This window comes from Pseudovibrio sp. SCP20 (assembly GCF_057774105.1).
The window spans coordinates 402,418-420,307 of sequence record NZ_JBYMDH010000002.1 but is presented as its reverse complement, the minus strand read 5'-3'; the positions used below and the strand labels follow the sequence as shown (position 1 = coordinate 420,307).

Annotated in this window: 15 protein-coding genes and 1 tRNA gene; 3 read left to right on the top strand and 13 right to left on the bottom strand. The window is 50.7% G+C overall.

Going from position 1 to position 17,890, the window contains the following annotated elements; genetic code table 11:
• Positions 1-57 precede the first annotated feature (57 nt).
• A complete protein-coding gene (locus AC3CB2_RS10450) occupies positions 58-1,227 on the top strand; it encodes a capsular polysaccharide export protein, LipB/KpsS family (RefSeq protein ID WP_352932400.1) in 1,170 nt (389 codons plus the stop codon).
• 50 nt (positions 1,228-1,277) lie between these two features.
• On the opposite strand, the gene AC3CB2_RS10445 is transcribed toward AC3CB2_RS10450, so the two are convergent.
• The 7 genes from AC3CB2_RS10445 to AC3CB2_RS10415 form a co-directional block, all read right to left on the bottom strand.
• Positions 1,278-2,096, bottom strand: a complete 819-nt coding sequence (locus AC3CB2_RS10445; protein ID WP_352932402.1) for a 6-hydroxymethylpterin diphosphokinase MptE-like protein — start codon at positions 2,094-2,096, stop codon at positions 1,278-1,280.
• Positions 2,097-2,117: 21 nt separating this feature from the next.
• Complete coding sequence (locus AC3CB2_RS10440; protein WP_352932405.1) at positions 2,118-3,266, bottom strand: glycosyltransferase; 1,149 nt, start codon at positions 3,264-3,266, stop codon at positions 2,118-2,120.
• Between the two features lie 312 nt (positions 3,267-3,578).
• Positions 3,579-3,655, bottom strand: a tRNA-Arg gene (locus tag AC3CB2_RS10435).
• Between the two features lie 112 nt (positions 3,656-3,767).
• Positions 3,768-4,931, bottom strand: a complete 1,164-nt coding sequence (locus AC3CB2_RS10430; RefSeq protein ID WP_352932407.1) for a DUF1513 domain-containing protein — start codon at positions 4,929-4,931, stop codon at positions 3,768-3,770.
• Positions 4,921-6,018, bottom strand: a complete 1,098-nt coding sequence (locus AC3CB2_RS10425; protein ID WP_352932409.1) for an imelysin family protein — start codon at positions 6,016-6,018, stop codon at positions 4,921-4,923. The genes AC3CB2_RS10430 and AC3CB2_RS10425 overlap by 11 nt, the downstream gene beginning before the upstream one ends.
• Entirely contained in the window at positions 6,018-7,565 is a 1,548-nt protein-coding gene (locus AC3CB2_RS10420) for a di-heme oxidoreductase family protein (RefSeq protein ID WP_352932411.1), read from the bottom strand. The genes AC3CB2_RS10425 and AC3CB2_RS10420 overlap by 1 nt, the downstream gene beginning before the upstream one ends.
• A 129-nt stretch (positions 7,566-7,694) precedes the next feature.
• Positions 7,695-8,963 (bottom strand): imelysin family protein, encoded by a 1,269-nt coding sequence (locus tag AC3CB2_RS10415; protein ID WP_008548212.1) that lies wholly within the window; start codon positions 8,961-8,963, stop codon positions 7,695-7,697.
• 433 nt (positions 8,964-9,396) lie between these two features.
• Here AC3CB2_RS10415 and AC3CB2_RS10410 point away from each other — a divergent pair, with 433 nt between their 5' ends.
• Positions 9,397-11,247, top strand: a complete 1,851-nt coding sequence (locus AC3CB2_RS10410; protein ID WP_352932413.1) for a glycerophosphodiester phosphodiesterase — start codon at positions 9,397-9,399, stop codon at positions 11,245-11,247.
• Positions 11,248-11,272: 25 nt separating this feature from the next.
• The gene (locus AC3CB2_RS10405) at positions 11,273-11,671 is read left to right on the top strand and encodes a hypothetical protein (RefSeq protein WP_352932415.1); all 399 of its coding nucleotides are present in this window, start codon (positions 11,273-11,275) and stop codon (positions 11,669-11,671) included.
• Positions 11,672-11,988: 317 nt separating this feature from the next.
• Here the strand turns inward: AC3CB2_RS10405 and AC3CB2_RS10400 are convergent, their stop codons facing one another.
• From AC3CB2_RS10400 to AC3CB2_RS10375, 6 genes are all read right to left on the bottom strand, one after another.
• Entirely contained in the window at positions 11,989-12,846 is an 858-nt protein-coding gene (locus AC3CB2_RS10400; RefSeq protein ID WP_352932417.1) for a carbohydrate ABC transporter permease, read from the bottom strand.
• Positions 12,843-13,721 carry a carbohydrate ABC transporter permease gene (locus AC3CB2_RS10395; RefSeq protein WP_352932420.1) on the bottom strand — a complete coding sequence of 293 codons (879 nt, stop codon included), beginning with the start codon at positions 13,719-13,721 and terminating at the stop codon, positions 12,843-12,845. The genes AC3CB2_RS10400 and AC3CB2_RS10395 overlap by 4 nt, the downstream gene beginning before the upstream one ends.
• Before the next feature lie 77 nt (positions 13,722-13,798).
• On the bottom strand, positions 13,799-15,088 hold the full coding sequence (locus AC3CB2_RS10390) for an ABC transporter substrate-binding protein (protein ID WP_352932422.1): 1,290 nt from the start codon (positions 15,086-15,088) through the stop codon (positions 13,799-13,801).
• A 61-nt stretch (positions 15,089-15,149) separates the two neighbouring features.
• On the bottom strand, positions 15,150-16,241 hold the full coding sequence (locus tag AC3CB2_RS10385; protein ID WP_352932424.1) for an ABC transporter ATP-binding protein: 1,092 nt from the start codon (positions 16,239-16,241) through the stop codon (positions 15,150-15,152).
• Positions 16,238-17,020 (bottom strand): DeoR/GlpR family DNA-binding transcription regulator, encoded by a 783-nt coding sequence (locus tag AC3CB2_RS10380; RefSeq protein ID WP_208608902.1) that lies wholly within the window; start codon positions 17,018-17,020, stop codon positions 16,238-16,240. The genes AC3CB2_RS10385 and AC3CB2_RS10380 overlap by 4 nt, the downstream gene beginning before the upstream one ends.
• A gap of 198 nt (positions 17,021-17,218) precedes the next feature.
• Positions 17,219-17,863, bottom strand: a complete 645-nt coding sequence (locus AC3CB2_RS10375) for a GntR family transcriptional regulator (protein ID WP_008548547.1) — start codon at positions 17,861-17,863, stop codon at positions 17,219-17,221.
• Positions 17,864-17,890: the final 27 nt, after the last annotated feature.

Here is a 17,890-nt window from a genome sequence, read left to right as displayed (position 1 = left end):
TACATAATAATTATTGGTTGTTACTTATTGGATTCTACTCGAGTGTGGTGGGGAATTTTGAATATTTTTCGTAAATTTGTGGCGCGGCTGAAACAGCGTGAAGCTAATAGATATGCTTCAAAATTTCTGAAAGATAATGAAAAACGCCGACTAGCAAATCCATTAATTATCGACGATGTATTTTTAGATAACGTGTCGACCGGTCGATTGATTTTACTGACTTCTTCGAAAGAACTGCACGGCAGGGCATTTTTTGTAGAAAGTTTAGGGGTTCAAGTTTTACATGGAATTCCTGATGACTTAAGCAAGGATGATTTTGTACTTTGTTTTGGTTATAATGATTTTTTAAAAAACGCAAAAATGCTCTATAAACTCAATGTGGAGAAAGTTTTTTTTATAGAAGCTGGCTTTTTACGTAGTATTTTAATGGATAAAAGCTCGTCGGTCTTTAATCGAGCCTTATGCTTTTTTGTTGATGATTTGGGTTTTCATTACGATCCTGAACAGCTCTCACGGATCGAGGTCATGCTTAATGATCCTGAGTTAACTTTGACGGATCAAGATATTCTGCGGGCTCGAAAAATTCGTGAAACTATCATCTGCAATTGTTTGACAAAATACAATGATCAAGCCTTATCTCCGCTAAAGTGGGAAACAACGAGACGTAAGCGTGTACTCGTTGTTGAGCAAGCACGTAATGATTGGGCTATTTTGAAAAGTGGTGGAGCAGCTAAGTCTTTTCGAGGCATGTTAGAAGTTGCGATTGCTCAGAATCCAGATGCCGAAATTCTCGTTAAGGTTCACCCAGATACATTGAATGGGAAGCGTGGCGGAATTGAAAAGTCCTATTATGGTGATTTACAGGATACGGGACAGATTAAGCTGATTACGGAGAAGATAAATCCGATTACACTGATGGAAACGGTTGAGCGGGTTTATGTTTTTACTTCAATGCTTGGCTTTGAGGCCGCTATGATGGGTAAAGAGGTTCACGTTTTCGGAAAGCCATGTTATGCTGGCTGGGGTTTTACGGTGGATTATCAAGTCTTTGAACGACGTACGCGGCATCGTTCTGTTGATGAGGCTGTATTCATTATTTATGTGTTATACCAAAAATATAAAAACTTGGATGGGATGTGGTGCTCAGCTGAGAGCACCATCGAAACACTTCTGAATTTGAGAAATGTTTACTTGAAAGAATGTAAAAGTATTTCAAGGACTGCATAAATTCTAAATATATTTAATATTTCTTATTTGTATGTTAGTTATTCTGAATTTTATTGGAAGAATGTAGCAAAGTCTCGATTTTCTACATCTTGTATGCCCTTCATAGGAGAAGCGTTTACAATTTTTACGCCTTGCTCTTTTGCGAGCTCTGCAAAAATCTTAAAACCGGAAAGCATCTTCTCGCGGCGCTGAATGGAAATGGTTCGCGCCCAATCCCTCTCCCTGCTACTACTTTGATAAAAATGTGGTTGTTCTGGAGAGAAGCTAAGATCGATGCCGATCAAGACGATTTCTTTGAAGCCCATGGCGACAGCAATTTGGCACGCAAATAATGCAACAGTATGAGCTTGATATAGAGGTTTTGTAAGATCGAATTGGCAAAAGCCATCGTAAATTGCCGGAAACTGAAAGTAGGAGTATCTATGAATATTGTCACCAGTCCAATCAGCAGGAATATTTGAGCTTAAAAATACATCACGGAACGTAGATGGGTCATAGTGCTTCGCATAGTCATTGTAAGCAGCTGGATCACCTAAAACCCAAGCATCTGGAATTTTTCCGAACCGATCCTTAATCAGATAAGTATTGTTTAAAAGAAAAATATAATCCTCAGAAATTCGCTCTAAAGGTAAGTCGTTAATTGATGGAGCTGAGCCGACAATAACACATCGATTACCACGATGCAGATTGTGAAGTATAGAATTGTCCGTTTCTGTGTAATTCTCTACTGGTCTAATTTGCTTTCTTTTCAGTTCATACAAATAATTCCATATAAATTTTCTCTCATGCCGCCATTCGCGTTTTTCAAGAAGTCTCGTGCGATAAGCTTCAAGAAAGTAGTGATAGATTTTTGTAGGAAGGCTCGGCATTTTGAGATCGTCTTATATTTTCTATAGAGCAAATTCTTTTTGGATTAATTTATGGCCATTTTGGCCGAAATGTAGCCATAGTTCAGGATCCTGAGCTAGTTCGCACATGTATTTGGCCATTCCATCAATGTCGTTTTCTTCTACCAAGTACCCATTTATACCATGTCGAACAACTTCTGGAATACCACTATGGCGTGTAGAGATTATCGGAAGGCCTGAGGCGGCTGCTTCAGTTAGAGAAACAGGGAGTCCTTCCATATCGCCGTCTTTGGTTGTAACGCTATGCTGGACTAAAATATGGGCTTGAGTCATGTATTCACGAACCTGACGATGACTACAACTCCCGACTAGTTTAACTTGCTGTTCCAATTTTAAGGCCTTGACAAATTCGGCAACCTTCTTTTCCAAAGGGCCAGAGCCACAAATCGTCAAATGCGCGTAAAGTGAGTCAGGTAAACACGATATGCATTTCTGAAAAGCTTTAAGGAGCTGAATTGGTCCCTTTTTCTCAACAAGCCGACCAACAAAAAGAAAGCGAACGGTTTGGCCATCAAAGCGTTGAGTTGGATCTGAGTATGTCCATTTTGAGGTGTCAATGCTATTATGTGTAACGCGAACTAACTGTTCCGGAGCTCCAAGTTCGATAACTTTCTGGCGCATGAACTCTGATGGAGTATGAATGACTTCAGCAATGTCAAACATGGTTTTGTATGCTTGAGACCAGCGTGTGTCCTTGTAGGGCAACTCGGTGATGTCAAAGGCATGCATAAAGACGCTAAGCGGAATTTTATGTTGATGGCATAGAGGAGCTATCAAGGCTCCCATGTTGCCAAACTCTGCGTGAATTCTTTCAGGCTTAAATTCTTTAATCTTTGCTTCAAGTTGTTTTTGGTAAACAGCGGCATACTTAATAACATTTGCTGTTCCAAGGCGACGAGCTATCTTTTCTTGTAAACGCTCAAGAAGATTGGGCCGAGATAATTCTGCAACGTGATCAAACGGAAATAGATCTGGTTGTTGTCGTTTGAGAGTGACAACTTGAAGTTTATGACCTTGTTTTACCCACGAAAGCACACGATTATAAATAAACGTTTCCGAGGTTACCCCAAAGCCCCCTGTTAGAAACAAAATCCGCATGAGCCCTGCCTTATATCGTCTCTTCAAATCCATTTAAGCATGCTAGTTATATGAACGGTTAATGTTGTACAATAAGAATTCAATTTGGAACTTAGCTGCTTAACAAAATTGGCTTCTCTGTTGGGCAGTATTTCGTACTTTTCCTACTATAACACCCGCGTTCAACATCAAGCCAGTCTACGAAGTTCTAACGAACGGATGGTCCTCTGAAATGGTTTGACGCTTTTGCTAGGATTGCTTGCAACGAGTTGAGATGTAGGCCAAGCTTCTTCTGCGTATCTCAGAAACTGTGTTGATTTGAGGTATAAAGCGATAAGTCCTGTGTTGCCAAATTATTGAAAAATATGGCGCACCCGAGAGGATTCGAACCTCTGGCCTCTGCCTTCGGAGGGCAGCGCTCTATCCAACTGAGCTACGGGTGCCTGTATTGGGCGTAGGTGCCCTTGAGGTGCTGTAGTCTTTACCCGATCCTAGGCCGCGCTGCAATGCGCCAATTACAACAACCCTCGAAAATGTGGAAAGGCGCGGGAGAACCTATCCCTCCCGCAAGATACCCAGTGGTGTCAGGTGGTTATCCCAGCTGATGCCTGCGCTTTGGCTGATAATCTGGGCCACGTCATCGTCGGTTCCACCAAAGCTGATGGCGCCGTTTCCGTCAGTAATCGCAAAGCTTTCCTCATCCAGCGGAGCCACACCGCAGCCATCGGCAACCTGGTGGAAGCCAATGAACGAACGCTCCGCCACATCCCAGTAGAGGATCTTGCCACCGCGCGGGCAGGAGGCGGCAATCACGTCGCCCGTTCGGTTCATCTCCACGCTGCCAACGTAGTTTTGCAAGCCCTGCGTGACCTCCAGAGGCATCTCCAGCGCAGTAGCGGCCTTATCGAGCCCCAGATGCACCATCAGCGGAGGTGTTGCATCCTTGGCGCCCTGAAACTGGCCGCCCACCCACACGTCCCCATTGCCGTCAAAACTCATGTGGCGCAGGGAAAGCTGATGCAGGTCAGAACCCAACGCTTGCTTGACAAGCAGGTCACCGGTCGCGGTGTCAATGAAAGCCACGTTCGGCTGCATGCTGTCCAGATTGAGCTTCTCACGCCCCTTATCAGGGTGGGTTTCAATCCCGCCATTGGCAACAACAAGCTGGGAGCCATCAGGCGACATCAGCAAGTCATGCGGCCCAACACCGTAACTCTCAAACTCGCCAATCCGCTTTGGCTGGTCCCCGGAAAGATCATAGACGCCGATTACACCGCGCACTTTCTCAAAGTCGTTCTCCGGCGCATAAGCCAGGCGACCGTCAGGTGAGAACACGCCGTGACCGTAAAAGTGCCGGCCCTCGGGAGATGTGAACACGAGAGGCTCCCGCGCACCTGTCAGATCCGCAAGCACCGCAAAGTTCTCAGGACGACGCGCAAAGGAGAGCAGCCGCATGCTGTTGCGGTCAAAGGAAATGGCATGACCACGATCTGGCAGCGCTGTCTGATAGAGGATTTCACCGTCTTCACTGAACACGGCCAGCGCGTAGCTGCCGGTTGGCGTGCGCAGAGCACTGGCAAACAGCTGCAGGTCTTCCGCTTCCGCAAATGGCAGACCACTGGCAAAGGCCAGAGAGCTGCTGGCGCTGAGTGCAACGCCAGAGGCCGCCAGACCTGTCAGAAACTGCCGTCGGCTCAGAGCAAGAGGTTTAGTCGCCATCAAGCGCATTGAAGCCTCCGGCAAGGCCAAGGTAGCCAGCAAGATCTTCTGCCATCACCACCTTGATGCCATCGATGATGGTGATCAGATAGCGCAGCTGCTCACGAACCTCAGGCTCTTTGCCTGTGTCCTGAAGCGGCTTTGGCAAGTTGGCAAGCACGCGCTGAGCATTGGAGAATTCAAAATTGAGTGAGCTGTCCACCCAGTCCTGCTCGTCTTCCAGAACCTTGGCATAACCACCCGCATTCAGAGCGCCTTGCAGGCCAGCAAGGCTTGCAGAAAGGTAGGTCACCGCATTGCCGCTGCGTGCAAAAGGAGCCTTCTTCGGGTTGGCTTTCTTCTCGGTCTTGCCAAGCACAACAAGCAGGTACTGGTCTTTGTCGACGATTAGGTCCGTGGTGATGGAGTTGAACACCATCTCCGCAGCTTCTTTGTGAGTGTGCACCACGCCGCCGTCTTTGCTTGGGTTCAGCAGAACCTCAGAGAACCCATCGGGAGACGCCCATTCTGCTTCCAGCTCCAGTCCGGCGCCCACCAGATTGATGCTGATGCTCTCGGCATAATCACAAAGAAACTCTGCGTCTTTGCCGGTGCCGAGGGTCAGAGAACCATCGCTCGCGTAAGAGATCCGCTCCAGAGCTGTCAGGCCCTGCAAGGCAACACTTTTCACGGAGAGCGCGGCAGGCTCACGAACCGTCGGATCCTGCTTGGCGACCACTTTATTGATCTGCCGACGCACAACACCGCGGCTGTCCGGCAAAAAGGCAAGGCGCTGAGCAAGGTTGTCCTGCGCCATCGGGCCAAATCTCAGAAAGTCGACACCTGCCAGCGCAGCAACAGATTTGCGAAAGGCTTCATTGAAGACCGCAGAGTTGTCTGCAGTGGGGGTGGTGCAAAGATCGCCTGTGCTTTTCTCAAGATCAGTAAGCGCACTGACAAGCTGCTGGGCTGCTGGCCGGATGTACTGCTCAACACTGGAGCGTGTGAATTGAGCATAGTCCGGAGTATCTGCCGCAAAAGAGGGGGTAGATACCGCGGTAACTGCGGTCAGGGCCAGGCTGAAAGTGACAGCGCGCTTAAACTGCATCAAAGAGACTCCAGGAACCGGATCAGATTGGCTCGATCCTTAGCAGGCATTTCAACCACACGGGTTTTGGCAGCTTCCGCTTCACCACCGTGCCACAGCACTGCTTCCAGCAAGCCGCGTGCACGTCCATCGTGCAGGAAGAACCTGTGATTATTGACAGTTTCAGTCAGTCCAATACCCCAAAGCGGCGGTGTTTTCCATTCATTTCCGCTGGCGGAACCTGTTGGACGACCATCAGACAAACCTTCGCCCATATCGTGCAACAGCAGGTCTGTATAAGGCCAGATCAGCTGGAACTGATGCTCTGGATTCTCTGCTGTGCGGCTGGTGACGTATTTTGGCGTGTGGCAGCTTGCACAGCCTGCCTCATAAAATACCTTCTTACCAGCAAGCACTTGCGCATCACTCACATCACGGCGCGCTGGCACCGCAAGGTTCTGGGAGTAGAACGTGACCAGATCGAGCACCGGGTCCGGAGCCTCTGAAACACCCAGGTGCTCTTGCTCACCATGCGCCTGCTCAAAACAAGCGGTCTGCGCTTCAGTGCAGTCGCCATAGTTGCGCAGGTCATAAGGTGTCGAGATACCAATATCACCGGCAAACGCGCCAGCAGACTGGGACAGAACAGTTGCGTTCAGGGCCTTCCAGCCAAAGCGGCCAATCATCTTACTGTCAGGATCTGCAGGGTTCACCCAGCTGACACGACCGGAAATGCCGTCATTGTCTGCATCATCCGGATCAGCCTGAGAAGTGATGTCGGTCTCTGCGATTGCTTCCAAAAGGCCAAGGCCAATCATCGGCGGTGCAACACGAGCGGAAATCAACGCGTGCTCAGACATCGGACCGTAAGCAAGGTTCTCGATGGTATAGGTTGGCTTGCGCAGGTAAGCGACTTCGCCTTCGGAGAGGTCTACTTTGATCTCTTCGTAGGTAATCTTCATCTCTCCTTCACCAGGCACACCCGGCACGCCAAAGTTCTGCAACTGGCCGCCATAGGTTGGTTCTGGAAGAAGAGGAACTTCACCGCTCTCAATCAGAGCCCGCTCTTCTGGTGTGGAAGGGGCAACAGAAAGGCGCATGAAGATAGAAACCGGGCGCTCGTCATCAATCGGTGGGCGGCCACGACCAGCTTTCGGGTGGCAGCTCTCACAGGCACGCGCGTTAAACAGCGGGCCAAGACCGTCAGAGGCACGGGTGGAACTTGGGGTAGAGACCCAAAGCTTCTGGAAGAGGCTTTCCCCCAGACGGAAGTCCTGATGCTTCTCAAACGGAAGGTTGGCACTTGGGAAAGTAAAGACAGCACGATTGAGCGGCTTCTGGGTCGTCGACTTCCCAGCCTGCATCAATTCAAAATTTTCAGCTTTGGTGAAATCTGTCGGCGCTTTCAGAACCCGGCTGACCTTCGCTTTGTCTTCAGCGCTCAGGTCGGTTCGCTGGTCCAGATCAACAGCAGAAGCGGAGGGAATAAGTATGCTGGTAAAAGCGGCGGCGGTAGTGGCTATCACTCCGGCACGGCGGCGAAGTGTGGCTGGAACCATTCCTGGCATAACGGGTGCCTGTATTACATAGGCCTTCGCAAAAACGCTAATTCACGCAAACCAACGCACATTTCAACGCAAAAGAAGGCTCAAAGGGAATAAGTCCCGCATGAGATGCCTCATGCGGGACCGGATTTCTTATTCGAATACTGCAGAAGGATTGTCGAGGCTGTCGGAGCCTTCGAATGCAATCTGTTCCAGCTTCAGAACCTTAACTGCGCGCTCGATAGAAGAGGTCTGGTCAACCAGGCTGTCAACTGCTGCCTGAACAACAGCGTTACCTTCGGTGTTACCTTCACCGATCATCTGGTCGTACGCTTCAGTGGTTTCTGCGCGGGTTTTCAGAGCAGTGAATGCACCCAGAGATGCGTTCAGTTTGCCTTCCAGCTCAGCGGAAACTGCGGAATCTGCCTTTGCCAGCAGGTCCTTAAGGGAAGCACCTTCAACAACAGTGCCATCAACGCGGGTGTACTTACCCTGGAATACGTTGTTGATGCCAACCACGTCGTTGTAGTGAGACATGTGGGTGTTGTCAGAGAAGCAGTCATGCTCTTCTTCAGGGTCGTTCAGCATCAGGCCGAGCTTCATGCGCTCACCAGCCAGTTCGCCGTAAGACAGGGAACCCATGCCGGTCAGGATGGTTGCGATGCCTGCAGCTTCGCCTTTGTCAGCCAGATCTTTACGTGCTGCGCCGTCAGCCTGCCATGCTGCCACCATCTCTTCCAGATCGGTGATAAGTAGCGTGGTTGCTGCCTGAAGATACTGTACGCGGCGCTCACAGTTGCCGCCGGTGCAGTTTGCAGTGTCGAAGTCAGAAGCAGGGCGGTTGCCAGCACCTTTCCCCGTTCCGTTCAAATCTTGTCCCCACAGCAGGAACTCAATTGCGTGGTAACCGGTTGCAACGTTTGCTTCCACTTCACCAGCTTCCTGAAGCTGATCAGCAAGCAGAGCAGGAGTGATTTCGGTTGCGTCGATTTCTTCGCCAGCAACAGTCACTTTCGCGTTCGCGATGATGTTTGCAGCGTAGTATGGGTTCTCTTCGGACTCATTGCCGTAAGCGCCATCAACGTAGTCGATCAGGCCTTCGTCCAGCGGCCATGCGTTGACCTTGCCTTCCCAGTCATCAACGATCGCGTTACCAAAACGGTAAACTTCGGTCTGCTGGTATGGGTTACGAGCTGCAATCCATGCGCGGCGTGCTGCCTTCAGATTGTCTTCGGTTGGCTCTGCGACAAGCTTGTCGATAGCGACCTGCAGAGTTTTTGCAGTTGTCAGAGAGTCTTCGAACGCTGCCTGGGCGATGTCGCCGTAGGTTGCAAGAACGTCAGAAGGAGTTGCAGCGACAGCAACGGTGGAAAGGCTGCCGAGTGCTACAGTGCCGAGCAAAGCGCCACGGATAAAGCTCATTGTAATCCCCTTAAATGTGCAGTGAACTCGCCTCACGCTAAGCATGGAAAATCCAGGCTGCACGAATTCAGTTAGCAAACGTATTCACGCTCTAAAGCGCGAGAAACTGCGGCTATTTCATATTCTTGACTTTTGTTGTCAAGTTTAAAAACGAGCACTTTCAGTAGTTTAGACTTTTTCTAAATATGAGTTTTAGTTGCAACTTATTGTCATTAAAAGCTTTTCCGCACTTTTGCAGTTGCAAATCATTCGCATAAATAAATGGGATAATATCGGGAAAATACGCGAATCCCCTGCTCAGTTGTTACCGTTTGTTTGGCATATCTTGACTTCGCTTCAGCCATACGCTCTTACGGAACCTTCTTCAGGTACATTTCAGGAAATTGGCATTAATCAGTCAGTCTGTCTGCACCAACAACGATAAGAACAGGCTATGGCGGCGCGATTACACACGCTTGCACAATTGATAATCCATGGTTGGAAAGCAAACGCGTTCCGTTTGCTGCTGGTCCACTACGCCTTTGTTTTCATCGGCGCAGTTGCAATCACACCCATCGTTGCTGGTCTTGGTAACTTCGTTATCGGCCTGTCAGGCAATGCGGTTCTGGCTGATTTTGAAATCGCTTCCTTCTTCCTGTCTCCCATAGGTCTGTTCGGTGCCTTCGTCTTTGTCGTGGTCTTCATTGCCATGGCTTTGCTGGAGCAGGTGGCCATGCTTGCAGTGCTGGACAGGCAGGAAAGCGCTTTCCCAGCAGCACGATATGCTCTGTTCTCAACACTCAGCATGTTCCCGCGTCTTGGCATGTTTACATGGCGGCTGACACAACGATTGGTGATGGCCATGGTTCCGGGTCTGGCCATTATCGCCTTGAGCGTGCTGATCTTTCTACAAGAGCACGACATCAACTATTACCTCCAGTTTCAACCTGTTGAGTTCTGGATGGCTGCGTTCTTCATAGGAATTGGTGTCGCGCTGGTCATTGTAATGCCGCTCTATGCGATCCTCGTTTGGGGGCTGTCGTTGCCACTGGTGGTCTTGCGGGATCATCCAGTCGGTTCAGCATTTGCCCGCGCAAGGTTCCTCTCTCGCGGTCTGCGTCCTGTCTTTGCTGGCGCAGTATCGCTTTGGTTGCTTTTAGACATCCTTATCCATGCCTTCTTCCTGATCTCCCTAGAACTTGTCGGCTCCTACGCCATTTCTTTTGGTGAGAGCTCCCCTGAGACATTAGCCGCAATCTTAGGTAGCCTCGTCGTGCTCCTGTTCGTCGGGAATACGTTGATCAGCGGCGTGATGTCCGGCACTATGGCGTTGCTTTTCAAGGCAGCTTTGTTTGTGGCTGATGGAAAAGGGCACACATTCTCTGAGGTCCCGCACACACCAAAGCTGGAGAGCAAATGGGCTAACCCACTGACGCCTCTACGCCTTGCTGCGCTTATTGGCGTGGTCGGAACCATTGTAGTGCTGACGGGAACCTACTGGGTCTCAGCCGACCTGCCTCAAAAGGACGTCCTGATCATCGCCCACCGCGGCGCTTCCTCTCACGCGCCGGAAAACACCATTGCGGCCATTGAGCGAGCGCTGGAAGACAAAGCAGACTGGGTCGAGGTCGACGTTCAGGAGACTGCAGACGGTTCTGTGGTCATTGCCCACGACAGTGACTTCATGCGCCTGATCAGTAACCCAGCCAGCCCTTGGGATCTGACACTGGAGGAAATCCAGTCTCTCGATGTGGGCGCTTGGTTCGATATGGAGTTCCAGGGCGAGCGCGTTCCAACGCTCCGTGAGGCTCTTGAGCTAGTGAAGGGAAAGGCAACTCTCCTCATTGAACTCAAATATTATCCCCGCAGCCGCAACGAAAACCTCGAAAACGAGGTCGCGCGCATCGTCACAGAAACGAACATGGAAAACGACATAGCAATCATGTCGTTAGACCGCCCAGCCCTCACCAGAATGCGAAAAATTGAGCCAAACTGGAACATCGGCCTTCTTACCGCCACATCTATCGGCAATTTCTCCGAACTCAAAGGAAACTTCGTAGCCGTCTCCTCCGCTTCCGCCTCTCTGAACTTCATCAGAAGAACACAAGAGACCGATAAGCAGGTTTTTGTTTGGACGGTTAACAATCCGTCTACCATGTTACGCTACATCTCCATGGGCGTAGATGGAATTATCACGGATGATCCTGCACTAGCGCGTAAGACATTGGAAGAATATAAAGAAATGAACCAGTTCGAGCGGTTATTACTTCATACTTCTGTCTTGTATAATCTGAGCTTGAACTAACGTTTCGACCGTAAGAATCTAGTATATGCCGTATTTTCTAGTAGTGCTTTTGGGCGCGTTGCTCACTGCCCTGTCCATGACCAATTCTGCGACGTCCAAGCCGCCAGTCTTGCTGCTGGGAGACCGCGATATAGTCAACGCGATTGTTGCTGAGGTTAATCTTCCCGATGACCGCCGTGGCCTTGTGCACGTCATTCTAGAAGATGCTCGTGTCAAAGCTGAGCGTCTGGATGGTGCAATTCTGCCAGTTTCAGCAAGTGCAGAGCCTTTGGTCGAGCTTCCGGCTGAGCAGTTTACTCTCGAACAACTGGATGCAGAAACGCGCGATGAACTCGTTGAAGTTCTGGATGAAGACCAGATGAACGAGCTGCACCGCGCGATTGGTGTGGTTTTGGCGAGTAATCAGACCGTTACCGTAGAATAATCTTCAATAACAATCTATCCTATTGAAGTAATAGGATTATTCATCGTCATCTTCGTTATCGTCGGGAATAGCAAGATCAACCGCTCCTCCTACGACACTTGTCCCAACCTTTGCAGTTGTTGTGACTGCTGTCGATGCAACAGACACGGCAGCGCCACCTACTGAAACCACGGCGCATCCGGATACTCCGAGTAATACTGCAAGAATACTGGCTGTAATCGCGACAAGTCTCATCTATTCCCCTCAAAAAACTGTCGTGAACCTCCTCAAAGGTCACCTATTTCAATCAAATTTGAAGGGTAGGAATTACTAATTCCCTACTTAATCCCCGCACGCATGAAGCTCTGCACAAATTGTCTTTGAAACAGCAGGAAAGCGATGAGCAGCGGGCCAGACGTCATCAGTGTCGCCGCATTGATCACGCTCCATTCCACACCACCATCTACTGCCGCAAAAATTGAGAGCCCAACAGTCACTGGCCGCGTCTCAACGGAGTTCGTGATGATGAGCGGCCACAGGAAATTGTTCCAGTGGTGACTAACGGAAACAAGCCCATAAGCGAGGTAGGTCGGGATTGCCAGCGGCACATATACCTTCCAGAGAACCAGTAGTGGACCAGCACCTTCCACCCGTGCCGCTTCATCCAGCTCGCGAGGAATGGTCTTAAACGTCTGCCGCAGAAGGAAAATCCCAAACCCGGATGCCATGTACGGCAGGCCAATCGCCACAATGGTGTCTATCAGGCCAAGGTTCCGGATCATCTTGTAGTTCTCGACGATCAGGATGTCCGGCATCACCAGCAGCTGCAAAAGCACAAGTGTGAACAGGATGTTGGATCCTGGAAACTCAAAGCGAGCAAAGGCGTAGGCTGCCAAAGTACAGAGTACGAACTGTGCAATTAGAATGAGCGTCACCAGCATGGTCGTGTTCAGGAAGTACTGAGCAAACGGTGCTGCTGACCACGCCTTGGTGAAGTTCTCCAGAGTAAGCGGAGCAAACAGCTCAAAGTTGGCCTCATAAGCCGCTGGGTGAAACGCCGTCCATATCGCGTAAAGCAAAGGCAAGGCCCACAGGATCGCGAGCGTCCAGGCGCCGAACGTGTTGAGCGCACGGTCAAAATCGAACTGGCGCGGAGGAGCAGCTTCAACTGTTTTGGAAAGAGATAAGTCACTCATCTGTAATGCACCCGACGATCCATGAAGAAGAATTGGCCGATCGCGATGATCGAGAGAAGAGCCAGCATCACGACGGTCAGCGTGGCGGCGTAAGAGGTTTGCCAGTATTTGAAGGCCACCTCGTAGATGTAAAAGAGCAGCAAAGACGAGGCGTTATCTGGCCCGCCGCCCGTCATGGTGAAGATGTGATCCACCAATCTGAAGGAGTTAATAACAGCGTTGATAGATACGAACAAAGTTGTTGGCATAAGCAGTGGCCATGTGATCTTCCAGAAGAACGTCCAGCGACTTGCCCCTTCAATATCAGCGGCTTCTTTGTAAGAAGGAGGAATGGCCTGTAGTGCTGCCAGATAGAAGATCATGAAGAACCCGGCCTCCTTCCAGATGGTCACCACCATCATGCAGATCAGCACGGTTTCCTGCTGGCCCAGCCACGAGTTTTCCGGAAGCCCAAAGACACCCATTCGGATCTGATCGATCAGGCCAAAGCCCGGCGTGTAGAAAAATAGCCAGATGTTCGCCACTGCAATCAACGGCAACACTGTTGGTGCAAAGAATGACATGCGTACAAGGCTGCGCCCTTTGAGCTTGTCATTCACCCAGATAGCCATAAGCAGGGAGATACCAATGGATGCGGGAATGGTTGCCATCGCATACCAAAGGTTGTTGACCAGCACTTTCCAGAAGATTGGATCCGCTATCAACTCTTCATAGTTCCGCAAGCCGACGAATTTGGCTGGCCTGCGCCCACGTGGAGTGGAGAAGAAGCTATTGATGATGGTGGTGATGGCCGGGAAGTGGGTAAACGCGAACAACATAACCATTGCTGGAGTGAGCAATAGCCACGCGTAAATCCACTGCATACGTCTGGTCATCTGGCAACCTCTTGGAAAATGCTGGAGCGAGGCACAAAACAGCTGCGCCTCGCTGGGTCACGTGAAATCAAAAGAACTTAGCGGTATTCAGAAAGAATACGGTCCGCTTCAGCCTGTGCACCCTTCAGAGCTTCTTCCGGTGTTTTCTTACCGGTGATTGCAGCATGCAGAGCATCGTTGAACACGCGGGTTACGCGCTGGTTCTGGTAGGTGGAAAGCTCAGCAACCGCATGTTTCAGCTGCTCGCGAGCAACCAGTGCTGGTGGGAAGTCAGCAGCATAAGCCTTCATCTCATCAGTTTCCCAGGCCTCTGGAGATGGAGCAACATAACCAGTTGCCATGGACCATTTTGCAGCCTGTTTTGGAGCGGTGATCCATTTCACGAAGTCGACAGAGGCTTTCTTCTGCTCATCGCTGGAGTCTTTGAAGATGTAGAAGTTACCACCACCAGTAGGAGCACCACGACGCTTGTTTGCTGGCAGCATGGCAACGCCGAAGTCGAACGGAGCGTTGTTGCGAACGTTAGTCAGGTTGCCAGTAGAGGTCCACATCATCGCGGTGTTGCCTTCGAAAAAGGCCTTCGGAGTTGCGCCCCATTCGATGATACCCGGAGCCATCACACCATGCTTGGCGGAAAGGTCGACAAGGTACTGAAGTGCTTCAACTACTTTTGGATCGTCGAAGTTGGTCTTGTTGCCGTCAGAGTTCGCCAGAATTACGTCGTTCTCGGTGGTCAGCCCCTGGAACAGCCAGTATGGGAAGCCTGAGGACGGAATACGCACGCCCCACTGGGTTACGTTGCCGGATGCATCTTTCTTGACGAGCTTCTGGCCCATGGAAACCATTTCTTCCCATGTTGCAGGTGCTTTTTCTGGATCCAGACCAGCAGCCTTGAATGCTTCCTTGTTCCAGTAGAGAACTGGAGTGGAGCGTTGGAAAGGAATGCCGTAGGTCTTACCACCAGTCTGAGAGTTCTCCATGAAGGCAGGATAGAAGCTGTTCAGCCACTTTTTGTCTTCTTCGGTGTTGGCGATCTCGTCAAATGCAATGATGACGTCTTCATCGATCAGAGTGAACATATCGACTGACAGAATCACGGAGAGCTGCGGAGGATTGCCGCCGCGAGCTGCAGTCAGCGCTTTGGAAACGGTGTCCTGATAGGAACCGGCATAAACCGCATCAATGTTCACATCAGGATTTGCAGCTGCGTACTCTGCAGTCAGCTCTTCAATGGTTTGAGCGGCTTTACCGCCAACAGCTACAGGGAAATAAAATTGCAGATCAACCGCATGAGCGCTGATCGCAGTACCAAGGGATAGAGCAGCGGCAGAAGCTGCCAGACCTAAAGACTTGAAAATGGATTTCATAGGTTTATATCCTCAAATTGCCCTAGTTTTTGGGGCACTCCAATGCGCTGATGCGCGTTTTTCAAGCCGGCTCGAATTGCACCTCGACCGGCTTGAATTCTTCCCGGCGCTTGCCGGTATCTCTCTGAAAACTTGCAGGAATTTCTTCATCCCAGGCCAATCCAATATTCTGGCCCGGTTTTAACTCAGTGCTGCCCTTCACGCGTACAAGCAGCTTTTCACCGCCGACTGAGCAATTCGCCAGCGTATCCGCTCCCATGTATTCAAGGCTCACAACCTGAGCAGGAATACCGTTTTCACCAGTTAATCTGATGTCCTCTGGCCGCAGGCCCAGCAGGCAACCTTCTGGCGCTTCAGGCAACAAGGACTGGGCGGTCTCTGGCGTCACCGCACGAACCTTATCCAGCTCAACGATGTTCATGGGCGGTGTTCCGATAAAGCGTGCTGTGAACACGCTGGCTGGTCGCTCATAAATCACCTTCGGTGTTGCGACCTGCTCAACTTCGCCCTTGTTCATCAGCACCACCTGATCTGCCATGGTGATAGCCTCGGTCTGATCGTGGGTTACGTAAACCATTGTCAGACCAAGTTGCTGCTGCAGAGCACGCAGCTCAACACGCATCTCCTGACGAAGCTTGGCATCAAGGTTAGAAAGCGGCTCATCCATCAGGCAAACAGGCTTTTGTGAAACGATGGCTCGTCCAAGAGCCACGCGCTGCTGCTGCCCGCCCGACAGTTGGGATGGTTTCCTGTCTAGCAACTGAGAGATACCGAGAAGATCAGCCGCATTCTTTAGCCGTTCATCCCGCTCAGCTCTGCCAACCTTGCGCACCTTCAGGCCAAACAGAATGTTCTCAGCAACAGAGATGTGCGGAAAGAGCGCGTAGTTCTGGAACACCATGGAAATGTCGCGCTGGGCGGGAGAGTGATAAGTGACATCTCTCCCGCCAATAATGATTTGCCCGGAAGTTGCCTCTTCCAACCCGGCAATCAAGCGCAACGTCGTGGACTTGCCGCATCCACTGGGCCCCAAAAGAACCGTAAAGCTTCCACCTTCCACCGACAGGTTCACGTTGTTGACTGCCGTTGTATCGCCCCATGACTTGGTCAGGTTCGTAAGTTCAAGGCGAGCTGGATGGTGCAGGCTGCTCATAGAGGTGGCTCCTGTTTGCAGATAACGAGTTCTGCAGATGACTTCTCAATTATTGAAAGGATTGAAGCTGGCGGCGTCTCTTCGCAGAAGATCCGGGTGACATCACTCAGGAAACCTGCACGCACATGCGCGAGGCGGCCAAACTTGGAATGGTCCAGAACGAGGAACGACTGGCGACAGTTTGCCAAGATAGCCTGACGTGCTGCAGCTTCATCCTCGTTGAAGTCCAGAAGCGTCCCGTCACTATCCACGCCAGCAACACCAAAGATGCCGATGTCGAACTTGTAGCTCCTGAAAAAGCCTTCGGCACTGGAACCAAGAACGTCCAGATCTCCATGCCGCAACCGCCCGCCAGCAATTGTCACCTCACTGGAAGTGTTCCGAAGAGCTGCAATGGCAACATTCATGTTGTTGGTGAAGACCTTCAGCCCCTCATGGGTCTCCAGAGCTTCAGCAACAATCTCTGGGGTTGTGCCGATGGAGAATGCGAGCGTTGCTCCATCTCCAATGTACTCGGCAACGGAATGCGCAATGGCATTCTTGGCTTCCAGATTGAGGATCTTCCTGGCTTTGTAGGTGATGTTGCCCCGATTGGCAGGAACTTCCACACCACCATGCACACGCCTCAAAAGCCCCAGTTCACTCAGCCGGTTGATGTCCCGACGGATCGTCTGGGTGGTGACGGCAAACTGGTCGGACAACGAGTCGACACTCGCGAAACCGTTGGATCGCACGAGAGAAATGATCTCTGATTGTCTGATAGTGAGCGTTGTTTCCATCACAAAGTCTGCTTCAATCCGCAAATATGCTGTTCATATGAACATCTACTATGTTCATATGAAACTTATGTGATATCTCAGACTAATAAAAGTGAAGCTTATTTGGGCTGGTTTTCTAGGTACTTATACCGACTCACTTAAACAAAAAGCGCGCTCTGATGGCAGAACGCGCTCCAAATCACCGAAATTTTGGTTGGATCAGGTCAGCTGAGTGAAGAACTTCAAGCGAGCCTTATGTGCCTCCGCAATGTGGTGGCGGGCAGCTTTGTCAGCGCGGTCACAGTCACGCTTGGAAATTGCATCCACGATCTCAGCATGCTCCTCAATCGCCAACCGCCGACGATCATCATCCGTCAGGGTTGTGCCTGCAAGCAGCAGCAGGGACAAACGCATATGATCGATCTGCTCAACCAGATAGCGGTTGTGTGAGGCAAGATAGAAACGCCGGTGGAACTCACGGTTGGTCTTGATCAGACGCTCTGCATCCGCAAGGTTCTGCATGTCAGACTCAACCATCTCCTGCAGAATCTCGATCTCAGCCGTGGAAGCATGCTGCGCAGCCAAACGGCCCGCAGTGCCTTCCAAGACTTCACGAAGATAATAAAGTTCGCTGATCTGGTTGTGGTCCAGACTAGGAATAACCATGCCGCGGTTTGGCTCGTGAACAGCAAGCCCCTGCGCTTCAAGGCGCTTCAGGCCCTCGCGGATGGGGGTACGGCTTACGCCAAATTTCTCTGCCAGTTCAGCTTCCCGCAGGCGACTGCCGGGTTTCAGTTCACGGCTCTCAATCGCTTTAATGAGACGGCGGTAAATCTCAGCTCCGTTGGGTGAATTGGCAGTCACGTCTAGTTCCCGGGATTAGTAAAGGCT